The 15,775-nt window shown below is 62.8% G+C and carries 15 protein-coding genes; 4 read left to right on the top strand and 11 right to left on the bottom strand.

Translation table 11 applies throughout. The features are described 5' to 3' along the window. Positions 1–3 precede the first annotated feature (3 nt). The 9 genes from ACEN84_RS25120 to ACEN84_RS25080 form a co-directional block, all read right to left on the bottom strand. Positions 4–747 carry an amino acid ABC transporter ATP-binding protein gene (locus ACEN84_RS25120; RefSeq protein WP_281438215.1) on the bottom strand — a complete coding sequence of 248 codons (744 nt, stop codon included), beginning with the start codon at positions 745–747 and terminating at the stop codon, positions 4–6. Beyond that, positions 744–1,718 (bottom strand): amino acid ABC transporter permease, encoded by a 975-nt coding sequence (locus tag ACEN84_RS25115; RefSeq protein WP_112714775.1) that lies wholly within the window; start codon positions 1,716–1,718, stop codon positions 744–746. The genes ACEN84_RS25120 and ACEN84_RS25115 overlap by 4 nt, the downstream gene beginning before the upstream one ends. A gap of 61 nt (positions 1,719–1,779) precedes the next feature. Beyond that, on the bottom strand, positions 1,780–2,613 hold the full coding sequence (locus ACEN84_RS25110) for a transporter substrate-binding domain-containing protein (protein WP_130280511.1): 834 nt from the start codon (positions 2,611–2,613) through the stop codon (positions 1,780–1,782). A gap of 145 nt (positions 2,614–2,758) precedes the next feature. Continuing rightward, positions 2,759–3,148 (bottom strand): carboxymuconolactone decarboxylase family protein, encoded by a 390-nt coding sequence (locus ACEN84_RS25105; protein ID WP_112714771.1) that lies wholly within the window; start codon positions 3,146–3,148, stop codon positions 2,759–2,761. Continuing rightward, complete coding sequence (locus tag ACEN84_RS25100) at positions 3,141–3,950, bottom strand: alpha/beta fold hydrolase (RefSeq protein WP_112714769.1); 810 nt, start codon at positions 3,948–3,950, stop codon at positions 3,141–3,143. Before ACEN84_RS25100 ends, ACEN84_RS25105 begins: the two co-directional genes overlap by 8 nt. Before the next feature lies 1 nt (position 3,951). Then, positions 3,952–5,028 (bottom strand): LLM class flavin-dependent oxidoreductase, encoded by a 1,077-nt coding sequence (locus tag ACEN84_RS25095; RefSeq protein ID WP_130280507.1) that lies wholly within the window; start codon positions 5,026–5,028, stop codon positions 3,952–3,954. A gap of 39 nt (positions 5,029–5,067) precedes the next feature. After that, positions 5,068–6,582 (bottom strand): aldehyde dehydrogenase, encoded by a 1,515-nt coding sequence (locus ACEN84_RS25090; protein ID WP_413712074.1) that lies wholly within the window; start codon positions 6,580–6,582, stop codon positions 5,068–5,070. A 1-nt stretch (position 6,583) separates the two neighbouring features. Next, positions 6,584–7,576 carry a flavin reductase gene (locus ACEN84_RS25085; RefSeq protein WP_199625682.1) on the bottom strand — a complete coding sequence of 331 codons (993 nt, stop codon included), beginning with the start codon at positions 7,574–7,576 and terminating at the stop codon, positions 6,584–6,586. Between the two features lie 165 nt (positions 7,577–7,741). Next, a complete protein-coding gene (locus tag ACEN84_RS25080; RefSeq protein WP_413712073.1) occupies positions 7,742–9,544 on the bottom strand; it encodes a helix-turn-helix domain-containing protein in 1,803 nt (600 codons plus the stop codon). Positions 9,545–9,710: 166 nt separating this feature from the next. Here ACEN84_RS25080 and ACEN84_RS25075 point away from each other — a divergent pair, with 166 nt between their 5' ends. Then, positions 9,711–10,304 (top strand): amino acid synthesis family protein, encoded by a 594-nt coding sequence (locus ACEN84_RS25075; RefSeq protein WP_413712072.1) that lies wholly within the window; start codon positions 9,711–9,713, stop codon positions 10,302–10,304. Positions 10,305–10,330: 26 nt separating this feature from the next. On the opposite strand, the gene ACEN84_RS25070 is transcribed toward ACEN84_RS25075, so the two are convergent. Then, positions 10,331–12,037 carry a methyl-accepting chemotaxis protein gene (locus ACEN84_RS25070; protein ID WP_413712071.1) on the bottom strand — a complete coding sequence of 569 codons (1,707 nt, stop codon included), beginning with the start codon at positions 12,035–12,037 and terminating at the stop codon, positions 10,331–10,333. Between the two features lie 193 nt (positions 12,038–12,230). Further along, a complete protein-coding gene (locus tag ACEN84_RS25065) occupies positions 12,231–12,674 on the bottom strand; it encodes an SRPBCC family protein (RefSeq protein WP_203430299.1) in 444 nt (147 codons plus the stop codon). A 258-nt stretch (positions 12,675–12,932) separates the two neighbouring features. Here ACEN84_RS25065 and ACEN84_RS25060 point away from each other — a divergent pair, with 258 nt between their 5' ends. The 3 genes from ACEN84_RS25060 (at position 12,933) to ACEN84_RS25050 (ending at position 15,607) form a co-directional block, all read left to right on the top strand. Next, positions 12,933–13,970 (top strand): aldo/keto reductase, encoded by a 1,038-nt coding sequence (locus tag ACEN84_RS25060; protein ID WP_413712070.1) that lies wholly within the window; start codon positions 12,933–12,935, stop codon positions 13,968–13,970. Then, positions 13,970–14,992, top strand: coding sequence for a hypothetical protein (locus tag ACEN84_RS25055; protein WP_413712069.1), 1,023 nt, complete (start codon positions 13,970–13,972; stop codon positions 14,990–14,992). The genes ACEN84_RS25060 and ACEN84_RS25055 overlap by 1 nt, the downstream gene beginning before the upstream one ends. Positions 14,993–15,145: 153 nt before the next feature. After that, a complete protein-coding gene (locus ACEN84_RS25050; protein WP_112714749.1) occupies positions 15,146–15,607 on the top strand; it encodes a helix-turn-helix domain-containing protein in 462 nt (153 codons plus the stop codon). The last annotated feature ends 168 nt before the right edge of the window (positions 15,608–15,775 follow it).

Raw genomic sequence — 15,775 nt, 5'->3', positions numbered from 1 at the left:
CGCTCAGTGCTTGAGGATCTGGCTGAGGAACAGCTTGGTCCGCTCGTGCTGCGGATTGGTGAAGAAGTCGTTCGGCTTGCCTTCCTCGACGATCTGGCCTGAATTCATGAAGATCACCCGGTCGGCGACGGCGCGGGCGAAGCCCATTTCGTGCGTCACGCAGACCATCGTCATGCCGTCCTTGGCAAGCCCGGTCATCGTCTCCAGCACTTCAGAAACCATTTCCGGGTCGAGCGCCGAGGTCGGCTCGTCGAAGAGCATCACGGCCGGCTGCATGCAGAGCGAGCGGGCAATGGCGACGCGCTGCTGCTGACCGCCCGAAAGCTGGATCGGATATTTGTTGGCCTGTTCGGGAATACGCACGCGCTCTAAAAATTTCAGCGCCGTCTTCTTGGCTTCCGCCTCCGGCACGCCCTTGATCCACATTGGGCCGACCATGCAGTTCATCAGCACCGTCATATGCGGGAAGAGATTGAAGTGCTGGAACACCATCCCGACATTCTTGCGGACCTCGCCGACATTGCGCATCTTGTTGTGCAGCGTGATGCCGTTGACCGAAATCTCGCCTTCCTGATGCGCTTCCAGCCGGTTGAAGCAGCGGATCAGCGTCGACTTGCCGGAGCCCGAAGGGCCGCAGACGACGATGCGCTCGCCCTTGCTGACCGTCAGGTTGATATCCTTCAGCACCTGGAAGGCGCCGTACCACTTGGAAACGTTCTTCGCTTCGATGATCTTGTCGCCGTTCATCGGACTTTGCTCCTGGCGTAATGACGCTCGATGCGGGATTGGATGAGCTCCAGGCAGATCGACATGATCCAGTAGAGCATGGCGGCCGAGATCAGCATTTCCATGTGCTGAAAGGTCTTCTGGCCGAGCGTGCGGGCGAGGAACATCAGTTCCCAGACGCCGATCACCGAGACCAGCGAGCTGTCCTTCAGCATGGAGATGAACTGGTTGCCGGTCGGCGGGATGATGACCGGCAGCGCCTGCGGCAGGATGATCTTGCGCATGGTGATGCCGAAGCCGAAGCCGATCGAGCGCGAGGCCTCCCACTGGCCGCGGTCGATGCTCTGGATGCCCGAGCGGAAAATCTCCGTCATGTAGGCGCCGTAGCAGAGCGACAGGGCGAGAATACCGGCCGGAACCGCATCGATGACGAAGCCGAGCTGCGGCAGGCCGAGATAGATCAGGTAGACCTGCATGAGGAGCGGCAGGCCGCGGAAGAACGACGTGTAGAAGCTGGCGATCGCATAGGCGAAGCCATTGGTCGAAAGCTTGGCGACGGCGCCGAGAATGGCGATCGCCGAGGCGATGACGATCGAGATTGCCGAGACATAGATCGTCGTCACCAGGCCCTGGGTAATCATGAAGGGCAGTTTTTCGGCGATGAACGGCAGGCTCAGATGAAAGGTCGCGAAGAAGGCGAGGAACAGAAGCAACAGTTCCAGCCAGACAACGGCGATCTGCACCCTGAGCGGCGCAAAGCCGATCAGCACGACATTGAGCACGAACATGACGGCGATGACGAAGGCGATCGCGAAACGTCCATACAGCCCGCTGGCTGCGGGATCGCCGATCACGGGGCGCATCAATTCGCCCATCGCCGTGCCGGTCATGTTGAACATCAGGAAGAAAGCCAGCACGACCGCAAACATCGTCGCGATGAACCACGGCTTATGGACGAGCACTTCAGACTCGACGGTATCGGGATAAAGCATCTCTTGTCCCTTGCGGCAAATCGACGGTCCGGTTGCCCGGACCGTCCGCTTCTGGCGGTGGTTACTTTACGACCGTATAGTCTACGCCATACCACTTCACGGAGAGCTTGCTCAGTGTGCCATCGGCCTGCATGCCCTTCACGGCTTCAGCGATCTTGTCGTTGAATTCCTTGTCGCCATGCTCGATCGCAACAGCGAGCGGCTCGTAGAAGACCGGGTCGCCGATCTGCTTGATCGGGTAGCCGGCCTTCACCGCATCGAGAATGCTCGGCAGCGAGGAGACGACGGCATCGAGACGGGTGCCGTCACCGAGACGCAGGTCGTCGAAGGCGGTGGTCGAGTTGGCGTAGGACTTCACTTCCTTCGGCTTGAACTCGTATTTGAAGGGAGGCGCGCCGGCAGCATCAAGCGTCAGGTCGCCCTTGGCATAGGCTTCAAAGGTCGAGGTTGCCGTGGTGCCGACCACCTTGCCGTCGAGATCGGAAAGCTTCGTCGCCTTGCTGTCTTTGTGAACGGCAACGGCTGCCGGGGTGTAGTAGTAGACGGCCGGGAAATCGAAGATCTCGGCGCGCTTCTTGGTCGGCGTCATCGAGCCGACATGCATGTCCCAGCGGCCCGCCCAGTTGCCGGCAGTGATGATGTCCCAGCCCGGGGTCACGAACTCGACCTTCACGCCGAGACGCTTGCCGATATCCTTGGCGACATCGACGTCGAAGCCGTCGAGTTCGTTCTTCTCGTTCATGAAGGATTGCGGCGCCCAGTTGGCGTCGGTCGCAACCTTCAGGTCCTTGGCCGCCATGACGCGGTCGAGGACGGCACCGGCATTGGCCGGCAGCGCCGCGAAGGCGACGGCAAGCGATGCTGCCGCTGCGGAAATCTTGGTCAGTCTGTTCATGCGATGGTTCCCTTTATTGTCATTCTTGGTTTTTGGCCCGGGCTCATTCCCGTACCGTCATGCAATCTTGATGTCGAAGAGACCTTTTCGTCTTCCGGCGATTTGAAGCAGCCGCAGGCCGGTCGCTTCCTTGAATCGATGGAAGTCAGAGCTCTCCTTTCTGACGCATCTCGTCGCGAATGGAGCGGGCGACCCGGAAGGCCTCGACGCCGGCCGGAATGCCGCAATAAACCGCGATCTGTACGAGTGCTGCCCTCAGTTCGTCATCGGTCAGGCCATTGCGGATCGCGCCGCGAAAATGGATGCCGAATTCATGCATGCGGTTCAGCGCCGCCAGCATGCCGAGGTTGAGGAGGCTGCGCTGCTTGAGGTCGAGCCCTTCGTCGGTCCAGGCCGTGCCCCAGCAATATTCGTTGAGCACATCCTGAAACGGTGCCGAGAAGCTGTCGGCGCCGTTGATGGCGCGGTCGACATAGTCGTCACCCAGTACCTTGCGGCGAACGGCCTCGCCGCTTTTTCTGAGCGCCTCATCCATGGTTCGTCTCCTTGGCGGCCAGGAAGCCGCGCATCAGGTTCGCCACCGTTTCCGGCGCCTCGATGAGAATGGAATGGCGCAGGCCCGGCAGGATCGACAGCGTCGAGCCCGGAATGCGCTCGTGCATGTAGCGAGCCATGCGCGGATTGGATCCGGCATCGTCCTCGCCCGTCGCGATCAGCGTCGGGCAGCGGATCTGGTCGAGGAAGCCGCCGAAGTCGGTCTCGGCGAGCACGCGGTAGGCGGCCGCATAGCATTCCGGATCGTTCTCGGCATCGCGCCGGCGAAGCCTTGCGATGATCTCCGGGTTCGCGGCCTGGAATTCTTCGGTCAGCCAACGCGACAGCGAGGCATTGTGATGGTCGGCTGGCGTACCTGCCCGCAACGCCGCAAGGCGCTCCAGAACCCGCGTCCGCTCTTCCGGCGTGCGGCCGGCCACCGTGGAGAGCAGCACCAGCTTGCGCAGCCGGTCGAGATGGGTCAGCGCCAGGCGCTGGGCGATCAACCCGCCGAGCGAGAAGCCGGCGAGATTGAAACTCGAGAAGCCTGCCTTGTCGGCGAGCGCCAGCGCCTCGTTGACGAAATCGTCGATCTCGTAGCGGCCCTTCACCCGGCTCGATTGGCCGTGGCCGCGCAGGTCGAAGGTCAGGATGGTGAAACTGTCCTTCAGGCGCTCGACCACACCCGACCACGCCTCCAGATAGGAGCCGACGCCGTGGATGCAGACCAGCGGATCGCCGCTACCGTCGATCCGGTAGTTGAGCGTCACGTCTCCGACGGTATGGCGCTGTGCCTCTGCCATGTCAGCCTGCCGCCGCCTTGCGCTGCTTGTCCTTTTCGCGCGCCGCGAAGAAGGGCATGATTTCCTTGACGAACAGTTCGATCGTCCGCTTCTGCAGCTCGAAGGGCAGGTTGAAGGTCAGGCCGAGGCAGTATTGATCGACACCGGCTTCTTCATAGACCAGCAGCTTCTCGATCGCCTCGTCGGGTGTGCCGAACATCAGGTTCTTGCGGATATTGTCCGGATTGTAGTTGTCCTTGCCCTTGACCGCTTCATAGGGCACCGCTTCCGGGAAACCTTCGCGGACATTGCCGATATTCTGCATCAGGTTTTCGAAGGCGCGGCCGTAATCCATGCTGTGCTTGACGGCCAGTTCCCAGCCGTCGGCCTTGTCGTAAACGCAGGTGCGGCGCTGCATCATGAAGCGCGGGCGCGGTACCTCGGGATGATCGGCAACCGCCTTGTTGAACTTGTCGGCCAGAACCTGGATCTCGGCTGCCGGCTGCGAAAGCGGCGTGGAGAGGATGCTGGCGCCATTGGCGATCGCCCAGTCGAAGGAGCCCGGATCGCGGGCCGCGACCCAGATCGGCGGATGCGGCTGCTGCAGTGGCTTGGGCACCGACGTGGCGGTCGGGAATTTCCAGTAGTGCCCGTCATGGGCGTAGTCGCCGGCCCAGAGCTTCTTCACAGCCGGGACGATCTCCTTCATGTAGGCGACGCCTTCCTGCTGCGGCATGCCGCCAGCCATCCGGTCGAACTCATACTGGTAGGAGCCGCGGGCGATGCCGAATTCCAGGCGGCCGTTGGTGAGATGATCGCAGAGCGCGGATTCGCCGGCGAGGCGGATCGGGGTCCAGTATGGCGCAACGAGCGTCGAGGTACCCAGCCGGATCTGCTCAGTGTGCTGCGCCAGCCAGACCAGCGTCTGGAACGGATTGGGAGAGATCGTGCATTCGATCGTGTGGTGCTCGGCGGTCCAGAGCGCCTCGAAACCGCCTTCGTCGGCCATCCGTGCCAATTGCAGGAGATTGTTCTTGACCGTCGACATCGGGATGTCGGGCGAGAAGCGTTCCATAGTCAGCGATACTGCGAATTTCATCTGCTAGCCTCCCTTTCGGGTTCAATTTTGTGCGTGCCGTCACTTCAGACGGATGACGAAGGGGTCCTGCATGGCGCCGGAATAATCGATGATGACGTTCTTCAGCCGTGAGAACTCGTGCATCACCTCGAAGCCGCCGCGCCGGCCGTAACCGCTTTCCTTGAAGCCGCCATTGGCGGACATGAAGGAGGCAGAGCGATAGGTATTGACCCAGACGGTGCCGGCCTCGATCTGGTTGGCGAAGCGAAGCGCCCGATCGATGTCCTTGGTCCAGATGCCGGAGGCGAGGCCGTAATGGCTGTCATTGGCAAGCGTGATCATCTCCGCCTCGTCGCGGAACGGCATGACGCCGACCACGGGGCCGAAGATTTCGTCGCGCATGAAGCCCATGTCGTTCTGCGCATCGACCATGACGGTAGGCTCGTAGTACCAGCCGCCGCTCGAGAGACCTTCCTTCCGCGGACGGCGGCCACCGGCCGCGACCTTGGCACCTTCCTTGACGCCCGACGCAACATAACCCTCGACCTTGGAAAGCTGGTCGGCGAGCGCCAGCGGGCCGATATCGGTATCATCGACCGTCGGCAGGCCGACCCGGATGCGGGCAGTGCGGGCGATCAGCGCATCAATGAACTTGTCGTAGATGCTGGCTTCGACGAAGCAGCGCGAACCGGCAACGCAGGTCTGCCCGGCAGCGGCAAAAACGCCGGAGACGACGCCGTTGACGGCATGCTCGATCTCGACATCGCCGAAGACCACATGCGGCGACTTTCCGCCGAGTTCCATCGAGCAGGGCACGAGGTTCTGCGCGGCATTGCCGGCGATACGGCGGCCGGTCGCGGTGCTGCCGGTGAAGACATATTTGGCGACGCCCGGATGGCGGGTCAGCGCCTCGCCGGCGCTCTTGCCGGTGCCGGTGACGACGTTGACGACGCCGGCCGGGAAGCCGGCTTCATGGATCAGTTCGGCCAGCGCCAGCGTCGAGGCGGTCGCATGCTCCGACGGCTTGATGACCACGGTGTTGCCGATCGCCAGGCATGGCGCCAGCGTGCCGGTCAGCAGCATCAGCGGCGAATTCCAGGGCGTGATCATGCCGACGACGCCGAGCGGTTCGCGCAGGTTGATGTTCAGCGTATCGGCCCGGTTGATCGGAATGGTGTCGCCCTGCAGCTTGTCGGCCATGCCGGCGAAATAGTGATAGCTATCAGGCATCGACCGCATCTGCGCCCGGGTTTCCTTGAGCAGCTTGCCGTTGTCTCGCGTCTCGATCTCGGCGAGCGTATCGGCATTGGCGCGGACGAGTTCCGCGAGCTTGCGGACCAGCGCACCGCGGTCCGTCTGCGTCATGCGCCGCCAGGCCGGGTTGCGGAAGGCGGCATTCGCGGCAGCGACGGCCGCCGCTACGTCGTCGGCATCGGCTTCGGCCAGATCGTACCAGCGCTCGCCGGTGGTCGGGTCGTAGCTGGCGATGTAGTTGCCGTTCTTCGGCGCCACGAATTCGCCATTGATGAACAGGCCCTGTCGCGACCCTTCGATGGAGCTTACCGTCGTCTTCATGTCACTGTCCTTGGTCTTGGGAGGCTTGGATCCAGGCACGCGCTTCGCCGTCGATCATCGCGACGCGGCCGCCGTCGTCCGAATCCATGTAGATGCCGAACCGGCCCGCCTGCCGCTCGCGGACGTAGCGGCGCAGCATGGAGCGCAGTTCGTGGGTGGCGATCGCTTCGTAAGGCAGATCGTCGATGGCGAAGAAGCGCAGGTCCGCAGGCAGGTTGACGCCCGCCCCCTCGCCCGCCAACCGGGCACGATAGACGAGATAGCCGGGATCGCTGTCGGCTACGTCGAAGACGGAATAGAGGAAGGTCTCTTCCGGAACGAGGCTCAGCGCATCTCCGCCTTCGACCACCAACTGGCTGTCGGCCTTGCGGCGGCGCGCCGAGGGAAGCACCCAGCCACCCTTGCCATCCGAGCGCAACAGCAGGCCGTCGCCGGCTTCGATCAGATAGCCGATGATCATCCCATGCGAGGCGAGCCATCCCGATGGCAGCGGATCCTTGACGCTGGCATAGCGGCCGCGGCAGAAGCCGAGCGGCGCCGTCGGGCTGGTGCCGAAAGCCCGGACTTCGCCGATCAGCACCGCATGATCACCGGCATCGACGGTATTGTATGTCGTGCAGTCGAACCAGGTGAGGCTGTCGGTCAGGACAGGCGCGCCGGTATGGATATGGTCGTGGGTGACGGACTGGAACTTGTCCGGCGACTTGGAGGCAAAGGTCGCGGATACGCCGACCTGTCCTTCATGGAGGATATTGACCGCGAAGCAACCGGCGCCGGTGAAAGCCTGATAGCTGGATGCCGACTTGGCGATGCAGACCAGCAGCAGCGGCGGATCGAGCGAGACGGAGGTGAAGGAATTCGCCGTCATGCCACGCGGCGTTCCGTCCTCGTCACGGGTGGTGATGACGGTGACGCCGGTTACGAAGGTTCCGAAGGCTCGGCGCAGGGCGATCGGGTCGATCGGCGCATCCGCCTTTGCCGCTATCTCCACCATCTCTCAGCGCCTCCTCGTGCTTGATGAGGAGAGGCTATCGTTGCCGGTGCAGCCGTTCTTCCTTGGCTTCGACGGAGTGAGCGGAAAACTTCTGCTGCGATCCGTAGGAGACGAAAAGCGGCCAGCAGCAAGCGCTGTAAAACCACGGATACCGGTCGGCGGAGGTTACTTTTCGGCGCTGACCCGATTGTCGATGACACCGTGCAGGCGGATCGCCAGCTCGACGGCGAAGCGCTTCTCGGGCGTCTCTACATCGACGCCGAAAAGCTCCTGGATGCGAGACAACCGGTAGCGCAGCGTCGTCACATGCAGGCCCATCGTATCGGCGCAGGCCTGACTGCGGCAGCCTTCCTGCAGATAGGTGGAAAGCGTCTCGAGATAGGGCGTGCCGTTCTCACGGTCATGCTCGGCGATGGCGCCGACGCTTTCCTGCACGAAGCTGCGCACATCGCCTGCCTCGGATGCCGCCACCAGCATCGGCAGCGGCCCGAAATCCTGCGCCGAGACGGCACCGGTGAGCCCAAAGGACCGGCCGATGCGGATCATCCGGCTGCAGCGTTCCCAGGCGGCCGGATAATCGGACAGCGCCGCGCAACGATTGCCCGCAACGACGACAGGCGGCTCGTCGAAATAGCGGCCGAGCTCCTCGGCGATCCGACGCGTCAGCTTGACCGTGCGCTCCTGCCGCTTGCTCGCGTCGTGGGGCACGAGGCAGACGACGCCGCCATCAATGGCGATCAGATTTGCCTGCAGCGAGGCCTGTTGCATGATGCGGGCAAGCGTATGCTCGACATCGACGGAGGCACCGCCGAAGGCTTTCGTCTTGTCGGGGAAATCGATGACGATCATCTGCTGCGGCGTGGCGAAATTCAGCCCCAGGCGCTGGGCGCGCTGGGCGACATCGCCGGCATTGCGCCAGCGGGCCTCGACGACCTCGAAGAACAGCTCCGTCTGTGTTCTCGTTTCGAAGCGGAAGCGGATAAAGCTGCGCATCATCTGGACGCTGAGCGCGAACTTGGCGCTGTCGAGCATCAACAGATCGAGATCGCTGAATTCGCGCGAGGTCGGAAAGATGATCAATGCGCCGACCAGCTGATTATCGACCGTCAGCGGCTCGATGCGCGCCGAGATCTTGAAGCGCTGCGCGCCATCATCGAGAAACAGGCTGGCGGCATCGGTGGCGCCACGATCGATCGCCTCGCGCGCCGACTTCATCAAGGGACGGGCAAGCGTCGTCGCTGCCGCTTCCTGCCAGGAGGCCTCATCGTAGAGCGCATTCGGCGGGCGTCCTGCAATCACCTGATTGGCGGTGAAATCGACGACGACGGTCGGGTTCGGCAGCATCATGCCGACCATGGCCGAGAGCGGCGCGACGGCACCGTCGCTGAGCACATGTTCGAGCAGCGAGGTATGCGCCTGCAGCGCCCGCTCGAGCCGCTGTGCCGCACGCTTTTCGGCCTCCAGCCGGTGTTCGCGCTCGACGGCGATGGCGCCCATGTGGATGATGGCGCCGAGAAAGGCGAGGTCGTCCTCGGAGACGTCGGTGATCTGGCGCGAGATGACGCTCAGCACCATCGGCCGGCCCTCCGCGTCCTTGCAGTTCATCGGCATGACGACGACGGTGCGGTAATCGCGCTCGAAGGCTTCCTTGCGGTAGCCGGGAAACTCGACGGACTCGCGGGCGTCGCGGAGATAGACGGGCTCGTTGCGCTGCAGGGCAATCAGCGACGGGCTGGTCGCGAGCTCCCACTTCTCAGGCAGCTGCCGCTCGATCAGCGTCGGATCGTAGCGGACGATGACACAGGCATAACCATGCGCCGCATCGATGCCCATGATCGAGCCGAGCGACCAATGGGCATGGCGGCAGGCTGCCGCAATCAGATGCTGCAGCACGGTCTGCAGATCGCCGCCGCTGTTGATCTGGCTTGCGACGTCGCGGAGCGCCAATATCTGAGACTTCTGATCCAAACTGCCTCGCTCCCTCCAGCTGCCCGCATCATGCGCGCGCATTCGGCGGAAATCTACTCCGTTTCGATGGAAGCCGACGCAACGCCCTTCCGCCGATCGGAGGAAGACGTTCGCCGTTTAACCGCTAGGCTTTTGGGAGTTTCAACATTTCGTATCGGCGCAAGGCATGACACTCGGCATTAGAAAGATATCCACCTTCCTCGAAGAAACGCATGTCGAAGGCGGCAAGGCGGCAGCTCGGCCGGTGACCATGGTCGTCGTCGCGGCCGTCATCCAGAACCCCTGGGCCGGGCGCGGCTTCGTCGAGGATCTGCGGCCGGAGATCATCCGCATCGCCGGCGACCTCAGCCATGAGATGACGATGCGACTGCTGCGCCAGATGGATGCCGGCAAGATAGAGGCCTGCGGCAAGGCGGCAGCGGTCGGCATCAACGGCGAGATCGAGCACGCGTCGGCGATGATCCACACGCTGCGCTTCGGCAATCCGTTCCGCGAAGCGATCGGCGGCACCAACTACCTGGAATTCGCCAATACCCGCAACGGCCCGGGCGCGCTTCTGTCGCTGCCGATGATGCACAAGAGCGAGAGCGGCAAGCGCTCGCATTTTCTGACCGCCAATTTCCTGATTGCCGATGCACCCGGCCCGGACGAAATCGTCGTGGCGATCGGCGCCGCCGATGGCGGCAGGCCGCATGCCCGCATCGCCGACCGTTTCCAGGATATTGCGGAGATGGAAGCCGAGATGGCCGCCAAGGGTTAGTCAGCCCGCCGGGCGGGGCGGCGGCATCAGGCCGCCGTGCGCTTCCAGTTGGACTTGACCGACGAACCGTCGTCGCGCTGCACGGCGCGGCGGTTCAGCTTGAACAGGCTGACGAGCTGCGACAGCGCGTCGGCACCGAGCGCCAGCGTGCTCGAGATCGCCGTGGTGCGGGCGCTCATCGCCGCATTTTCCTGCGTCATCCGGTCGAGACGTCCAACCGCCTTGCTGATTTCGCCGAGACCCGTGGTCTGCTCGTCCGCGGCCTTGGCGATCTTGTCGACATTGCCGTCGATGCGCTTCACGAGGACGTCGATTTCCTTCAGCGCCTCGCCGGTCTCGCCGACGAGACGGACACCTTCGAGAACCTCGGCGCCCGAATTGTTGATCAGCACCTTGATTTCCTTGGCGGCATTGGCCGAACGCTGGGCGAGTTCGCGCACTTCCTGCGCCACGACCGCAAAGCCCTTGCCAGCTTCACCGGCACGCGCGGCCTCGACGCCGGCGTTCAGCGCCAGCAGATTGGTCTGGAAGGCGATCTCGTCGATGACGCCGATAATCTGGCTGATTTCGCGCGATGCCGCCTCGATGCGCTGCATGGCATCGACGGTCTGCTGCACGACCTCCGTCGAAGCGGCGGTCGAGACGCGGGCGCTCTGGACGAGCTGGCGCGTTTCCTTGGTATTTTCAGTGGACGAACGGACCGTCGCGGTGATCTCGCTCAGAGCCGCCGTCGTCTCGTCGAGGGCGGCTGCCTGTTCGCGGGAGCGCTCGGCCAGGTGCTCCGAGGCTTCGCGCACTTCCTGGCTGCTCTTGCTCAGGTCGCCGGTCTGGCCGAGAACGTTGACGAGGGTCTTCTGGAACTCGCCGATCGACTTGTTGAAGTCGCGGCGCAGGCGCTCGAATTCACCGACGAAGGGCTCGTCGAGGGTGATACGGATATTGCACTGTGAGAGCCGCTCCAGCGCCGAACCGAGCTCTTCGACGGCATGCATGCGATCGGTCACGTCGATCGCGAATTTCACAACCTTGAAGACTTCGCCATTGTGATCGAGGATCGGGTTGTAGGAGGCCTGGATGAAGATGCGCTTTTTATCCTTGCCGAGCCGCATGAACTGGCCGTTCGAGAACTTGCCGGTGCGCAGGTCGGCCCAGAAGTCGCGATATTCCTGAGACTGGGCATAGCCCGGCTCGCAGAACATCGAGTGGTGCTTGCCGACGATCTCGTCGGCCGAATATCCGAGCACCGAAAGGAAATTCTCGTTGGCGCCGAGAATGCGTCCGTCGGGCGTGAACTCGATGACTGCCTGAACGCGCGACAGCGCCGCGAGCTTGCCGGCATCCTCGGCGCTTTTGCGCTTGATCGCGGTGATGTCGGTGGCGATCTTGACGACCTTGTAGGGCTTGCCGCGGCGGAAGACCGGATTGTAGGAAGCCTCGATCCAGATTTCCTGGCCGCTCTTGGCGCGGCGGCGATACTGGCACTGGTCGTATTCGCCGCGCGCCAGCTTCGCCCAGAAGGCCCGGTATTCTTCGGATTTCGCCTCGTCGGGCAGCACGAACATGCTGTGGTGGCGGCCGACGATCTCGGATCGCTGGTAGCCGACCGCTTTGCAGAAATTCTCGTTCGCCGTCAGGATATTGCCCTTCAGATCGAACTCGATGATGGCCTGCGAGCGGCTCAGCGCATCGATAACAGCCGATGCATCCAGGCCGAGAATGGAAAAGCGAGACATGCAGTAAGAACCCCCGGTGACCACAGGCTTCTCCGCCGCACGCAAAGAGCAGCCAAAGACCTTTTGGTGAACAGTAGGGGGACAGCGTTAATTAGCGATTAAGCATGTCTAAAGCTTGGATATTTTCAATTACGCGTTTGCTGCGCGGCAGGACGGCCCGCCTCTCGGCGCGCCGTCTTGCGATGAAGGAAGATCAGTTGGTGATCTCCGGCTCGACCAGTTTTGCCAGGTTGCGCAGCGATTCCTGCCAGCCGAGATAGCAGGCTTCCGGCGGAATGAGATCCGGAACGCCGGCCTGGGTGATGTCGACCTCGGTGCCGACGGACACCTTCTTCAGGATCACCGTGACTTCCATTTCGCCGGGCAGGTTCGGATCGTCGAACTTGTCGGTGTAGCGCACGCGCTCGCCCGGGATCAGCTCCTTGAATTCGCCGCCGAAGGAATGGCTATCGCCGTTGGTAAAATTGCGGAACGACATCTTGAACGTGCCGCCGACCTTCGGCTCCATGTGGTGGACAGTGCAGGCAAAGCCGTTCGGCGGCAGCCACTTCGCCAGTGCATCGGCCTCGATGAAGGCGCGGTAGATCTTCTGAGGGCTGGTGGCCAGCACGCGGTGCAGACGGATGGTACTCGGCATGGTTCGGTTTCCTCCTTTGATTGCGTGGACATCCCAAGGACGTGCGTCGCCGCCGCAATCCGACAGCGCAGTTTCGATTTAGCCAAGAAATATGCCGCCCGGGCCGAAGGCAAGCCCGCACGCTGTGATCTCTGCCAGCAAAATCTATTCGTCCGGTTACATTGTTGTACGACAAATTCTGTGCCACTATGCCATTCGCAATGGCGCCGCGGCCCGTTCCGCTGGCGCACGGATGAACAGGATGGTCAAGGAAGAGAAATGCCCGATCTGGAGAAGAGAAGCGTAACCAAAGGCGGCCTTGCGGTCACCACCATGGGCTTGGGAGGAACGGGCCTTGGCAATATGTACCGGGCGACCGATCCGAAGGTGGCACACGAGACCGTGCATGCCGCCTTTGAAAACGGGCTGCGCTATTTCGATACCGCCCCGGTCTACGGCTTCGGCCTTGCCGAAACGCGGCTCGGGGAGGCGATCCGCACGCTACCGCGCAGTGAGATCGTGATTTCCTCCAAGGTCGGCTACGATCTGGTGCCGATCCCCCAGAGCGAGGTCAAACCCGTGCTCTGGGACGAGGCACCACCCTTCCGCGCCGATTTCGACTATTCGCGCGATGCCGTGCTGCGCTCGATCGAGGGATCGCTGAAACGGCTCGGCACCGACTATATCGACATGCTGGCAATCCACGATCCCGACGAGGCGATCCATTTTGCCAAGGGTGAGGATCCCTACGCCCGCAGCCGCTTCAAGGAAGCGATGGACGGCGCCTACCCCGCGCTCGACGAACTGCGGTCGCAAGGCGTGATCAAGGCGATCGGCGTCGGCATCAACCAGTGGCAGATGCTGTCGGATTTTGTCGAGGCCGGTCAGTTCGACTATTTCCTGCTCGCCGGACGCTACACGCTGCTCGAACAGGAGCCGCTCGCGACCCTTCTCCCCGCCTGCGAGCGCAAGGGCACCAAGCTGGTCATCGGCGGCCCCTATAATTCCGGGATTTTGGCGACCGGCGCGGTCAACGGCGCGACTTTCAATACCCGCAATGCACCGGCCGAAGTGCTCGATAAGGTGGCGAAGCTCGCAGCCGTCTGCGACAACTACAAGGTTCCGCTCGCCGCCGCTGCGCTGCAGTTTCCGCTGGCGCACAAGCTCGTCGTCAGCGTCATTCCCGGCGCCCGCTCGGTGGAGGAACTCGAGCAGAACCTCTCCTATCTCCATTGGCCGATCCCGGCAGCGCTCTGGTCGGATCTGCGGGCGCAGGGCCTGATCGATCCCGCCGCTCCGCTTCCGGCCGGTGGCTGATGCAGTTGCGGCCGGCCGCGGCGGTGATCGGCGAGTTCGAGACGCTTCTGTCCTCCCGGCGCGCCGATCTCATTGCAGCGGCCGGTCTGCCGGAACTCGAACTCTTCGGGCAGCGGACGCGGCTGCTGCTGGTTCGCGAACCTGCATCCCCTATCCCCAACTCGCCGGCCCTGAAGGCGCGGGCCCGGCGCACCGCTGAAACACTCGGAAAGATCGGCGTGACGCCGGTTCTCGTGACCGGCGATCCCGCCTCCTCCCTGGCAATTGCGCTCGGTGATGCCGGATGGGGTGTGTTTCGGGACGGTGTCGATCTCCGTCCGCGCGGCGAGCTCATGCTGGACGCAAAGCCGATCCCCGCTTCAAAAACCAAACTCTCGCTGCTCTGCGCCCTCTGGCATCTTCGCCATCGACCCTTCACGGCAGCGGAACTCGGCCGATCCGCCGGCATCTCGGCAACGTCGGCCCGCACCGCCATCGCTGAAGCAATACAGGCCGGGTGGGTCAGCCGGAATCGCGATGTCGGCGCTCATCTCTACCGCCTCGACCATCCCCAAGCGATCGTCGACAACCTGCCCCATGCGGCGTCGTCACGGCCGAACCGCTGGCAGCATTTCGCCCTGGCGCCGGATCATCTGGCAGCGCTGCCGCAGCGGCTCGACGGCTTCTGCCGCAGTCATCGGATCGGCTATGCCCTGACCGGCCGATATGCCGCCACCTATTTCCTCGGCCGCCGGCAGGACGTGCCGGAGCTGCAGGTCAGGCTCGCCCCGACCGCCGAATTTGCTGATCTGCTCTCTCATCTGCGCGCTGTGCCCGCGCCAGCGCCCGCGAATCTCGCAATCGTGATATCGGCCGATGCCGCGAGCTGGCTGCATGGAAGGCGGGTACACGGCCTCGACCTTGCGAACCCGCTCGTCGTCATGACCGACCTCTTGGAAACGAAGAGCTTGGAAACAAACGCATTTCAGGCTTGGCTGGAAGCAGAAGCGCAGCGCCCGGAAAATGTCCAAAACCACCCGTAAGTACTATATACACAAGCGCGCAGCGGCGAATGGTCCATCCCCAGAAGTAGTGATTGAATTTTTCACTTAGCTCATACACTATCTATTGGCCCCCCAAGTGATCGGTCTCCCGCAAGGACGCCCATCGAACCTCGCGGTAAACGGAAAAAACAAATGAACGCCAAGGCCCCGAATGCAATCGACGTCTATGTCGGCTCCCGAGTAAGAATGCGCCGGCTCCTTCTCGGCCTCAGCCAGGAAAGGTTGGCCGATCAGATCGGCGTGACGTTCCAGCAGGTCCAGAAGTATGAGAAGGGCATGAACCGCATCGGCGCCAGCCGCCTGCAGAAGATCGCCGAAGTGCTTTCGGCGCCGCCGAGCTATTTCTTCCAGCAGGAAGACTCTCAGCCGCTGACGCTCGAAGGCCTGGAAATGCCACAGAAGGCCGATCCGGTCTCCGAATTCCTGCGCTCCAAGGAAGGCCTCGCGCTCAACCGCGCCTTCCTGAAGATCAACGACCCGCAGATCCGCGAAAAGATCGTCTCGCTGGTCAAGGCCATGGCGCAGGCCGAAGGCCATCGCGACACCGCGGTCGGCGCTTCCGCTTCGGAAACCAGCCAGCCGCTGAACGGCTAAGCAGCCGTCAGTATCAAAGTTTCGAAGGCGCGGCCGAAAGGTTCGCGCCTTTGCCATATCCTGTAGCGGCGATGTCACGCCGATTGCGGAATTTGAAGTTGAATCTGCAAGTGTTTTCTGATGCCTGCAGGTGTGTCACGCTTGTGTCACGCGCGCCGCGCGAGAACT

It is taken from the genome of Rhizobium sp. Rhizsp82 (genome assembly GCF_047325115.1).
Lineage (GTDB): Bacteria > Pseudomonadota > Alphaproteobacteria > Rhizobiales > Rhizobiaceae > Rhizobium.
The sequence above is the reverse complement of the archived record's forward strand: the minus strand, read 5'-3'. Positions and strand labels throughout refer to the sequence as shown.

Coding starts and splice junctions, on each gene's coding strand:
- ACEN84_RS25120 (WP_281438215.1), bottom strand. CDS start 747: ATGAACGGCGACAAGATCATCGAAGCGAAGAACGTTTCCAAGTGGTAC.
- ACEN84_RS25115 (WP_112714775.1), bottom strand. CDS start 1,718: ATGCTTTATCCCGATACCGTCGAGTCTGAAGTGCTCGTCCATAAGCCG.
- ACEN84_RS25110 (WP_130280511.1), bottom strand. CDS start 2,613: ATGAACAGACTGACCAAGATTTCCGCAGCGGCAGCATCGCTTGCCGTC.
- ACEN84_RS25105 (WP_112714771.1), bottom strand. CDS start 3,148: ATGGATGAGGCGCTCAGAAAAAGCGGCGAGGCCGTTCGCCGCAAGGTA.
- ACEN84_RS25100 (WP_112714769.1), bottom strand. CDS start 3,950: ATGGCAGAGGCACAGCGCCATACCGTCGGAGACGTGACGCTCAACTAC.
- ACEN84_RS25095 (WP_130280507.1), bottom strand. CDS start 5,028: ATGAAATTCGCAGTATCGCTGACTATGGAACGCTTCTCGCCCGACATC.
- ACEN84_RS25090 (WP_413712074.1), bottom strand. CDS start 6,582: ATGAAGACGACGGTAAGCTCCATCGAAGGGTCGCGACAGGGCCTGTTC.
- ACEN84_RS25085 (WP_199625682.1), bottom strand. CDS start 7,576: ATGGTGGAGATAGCGGCAAAGGCGGATGCGCCGATCGACCCGATCGCC.
- ACEN84_RS25075 (WP_413712072.1), top strand. CDS start 9,711: ATGACACTCGGCATTAGAAAGATATCCACCTTCCTCGAAGAAACGCAT.
- ACEN84_RS25070 (WP_413712071.1), bottom strand. CDS start 12,037: ATGTCTCGCTTTTCCATTCTCGGCCTGGATGCATCGGCTGTTATCGAT.
- ACEN84_RS25065 (WP_203430299.1), bottom strand. CDS start 12,674: ATGCCGAGTACCATCCGTCTGCACCGCGTGCTGGCCACCAGCCCTCAG.
- ACEN84_RS25060 (WP_413712070.1), top strand. CDS start 12,933: ATGCCCGATCTGGAGAAGAGAAGCGTAACCAAAGGCGGCCTTGCGGTC.
- ACEN84_RS25055 (WP_413712069.1), top strand. CDS start 13,970: ATGCAGTTGCGGCCGGCCGCGGCGGTGATCGGCGAGTTCGAGACGCTT.
- ACEN84_RS25050 (WP_112714749.1), top strand. CDS start 15,146: ATGAACGCCAAGGCCCCGAATGCAATCGACGTCTATGTCGGCTCCCGA.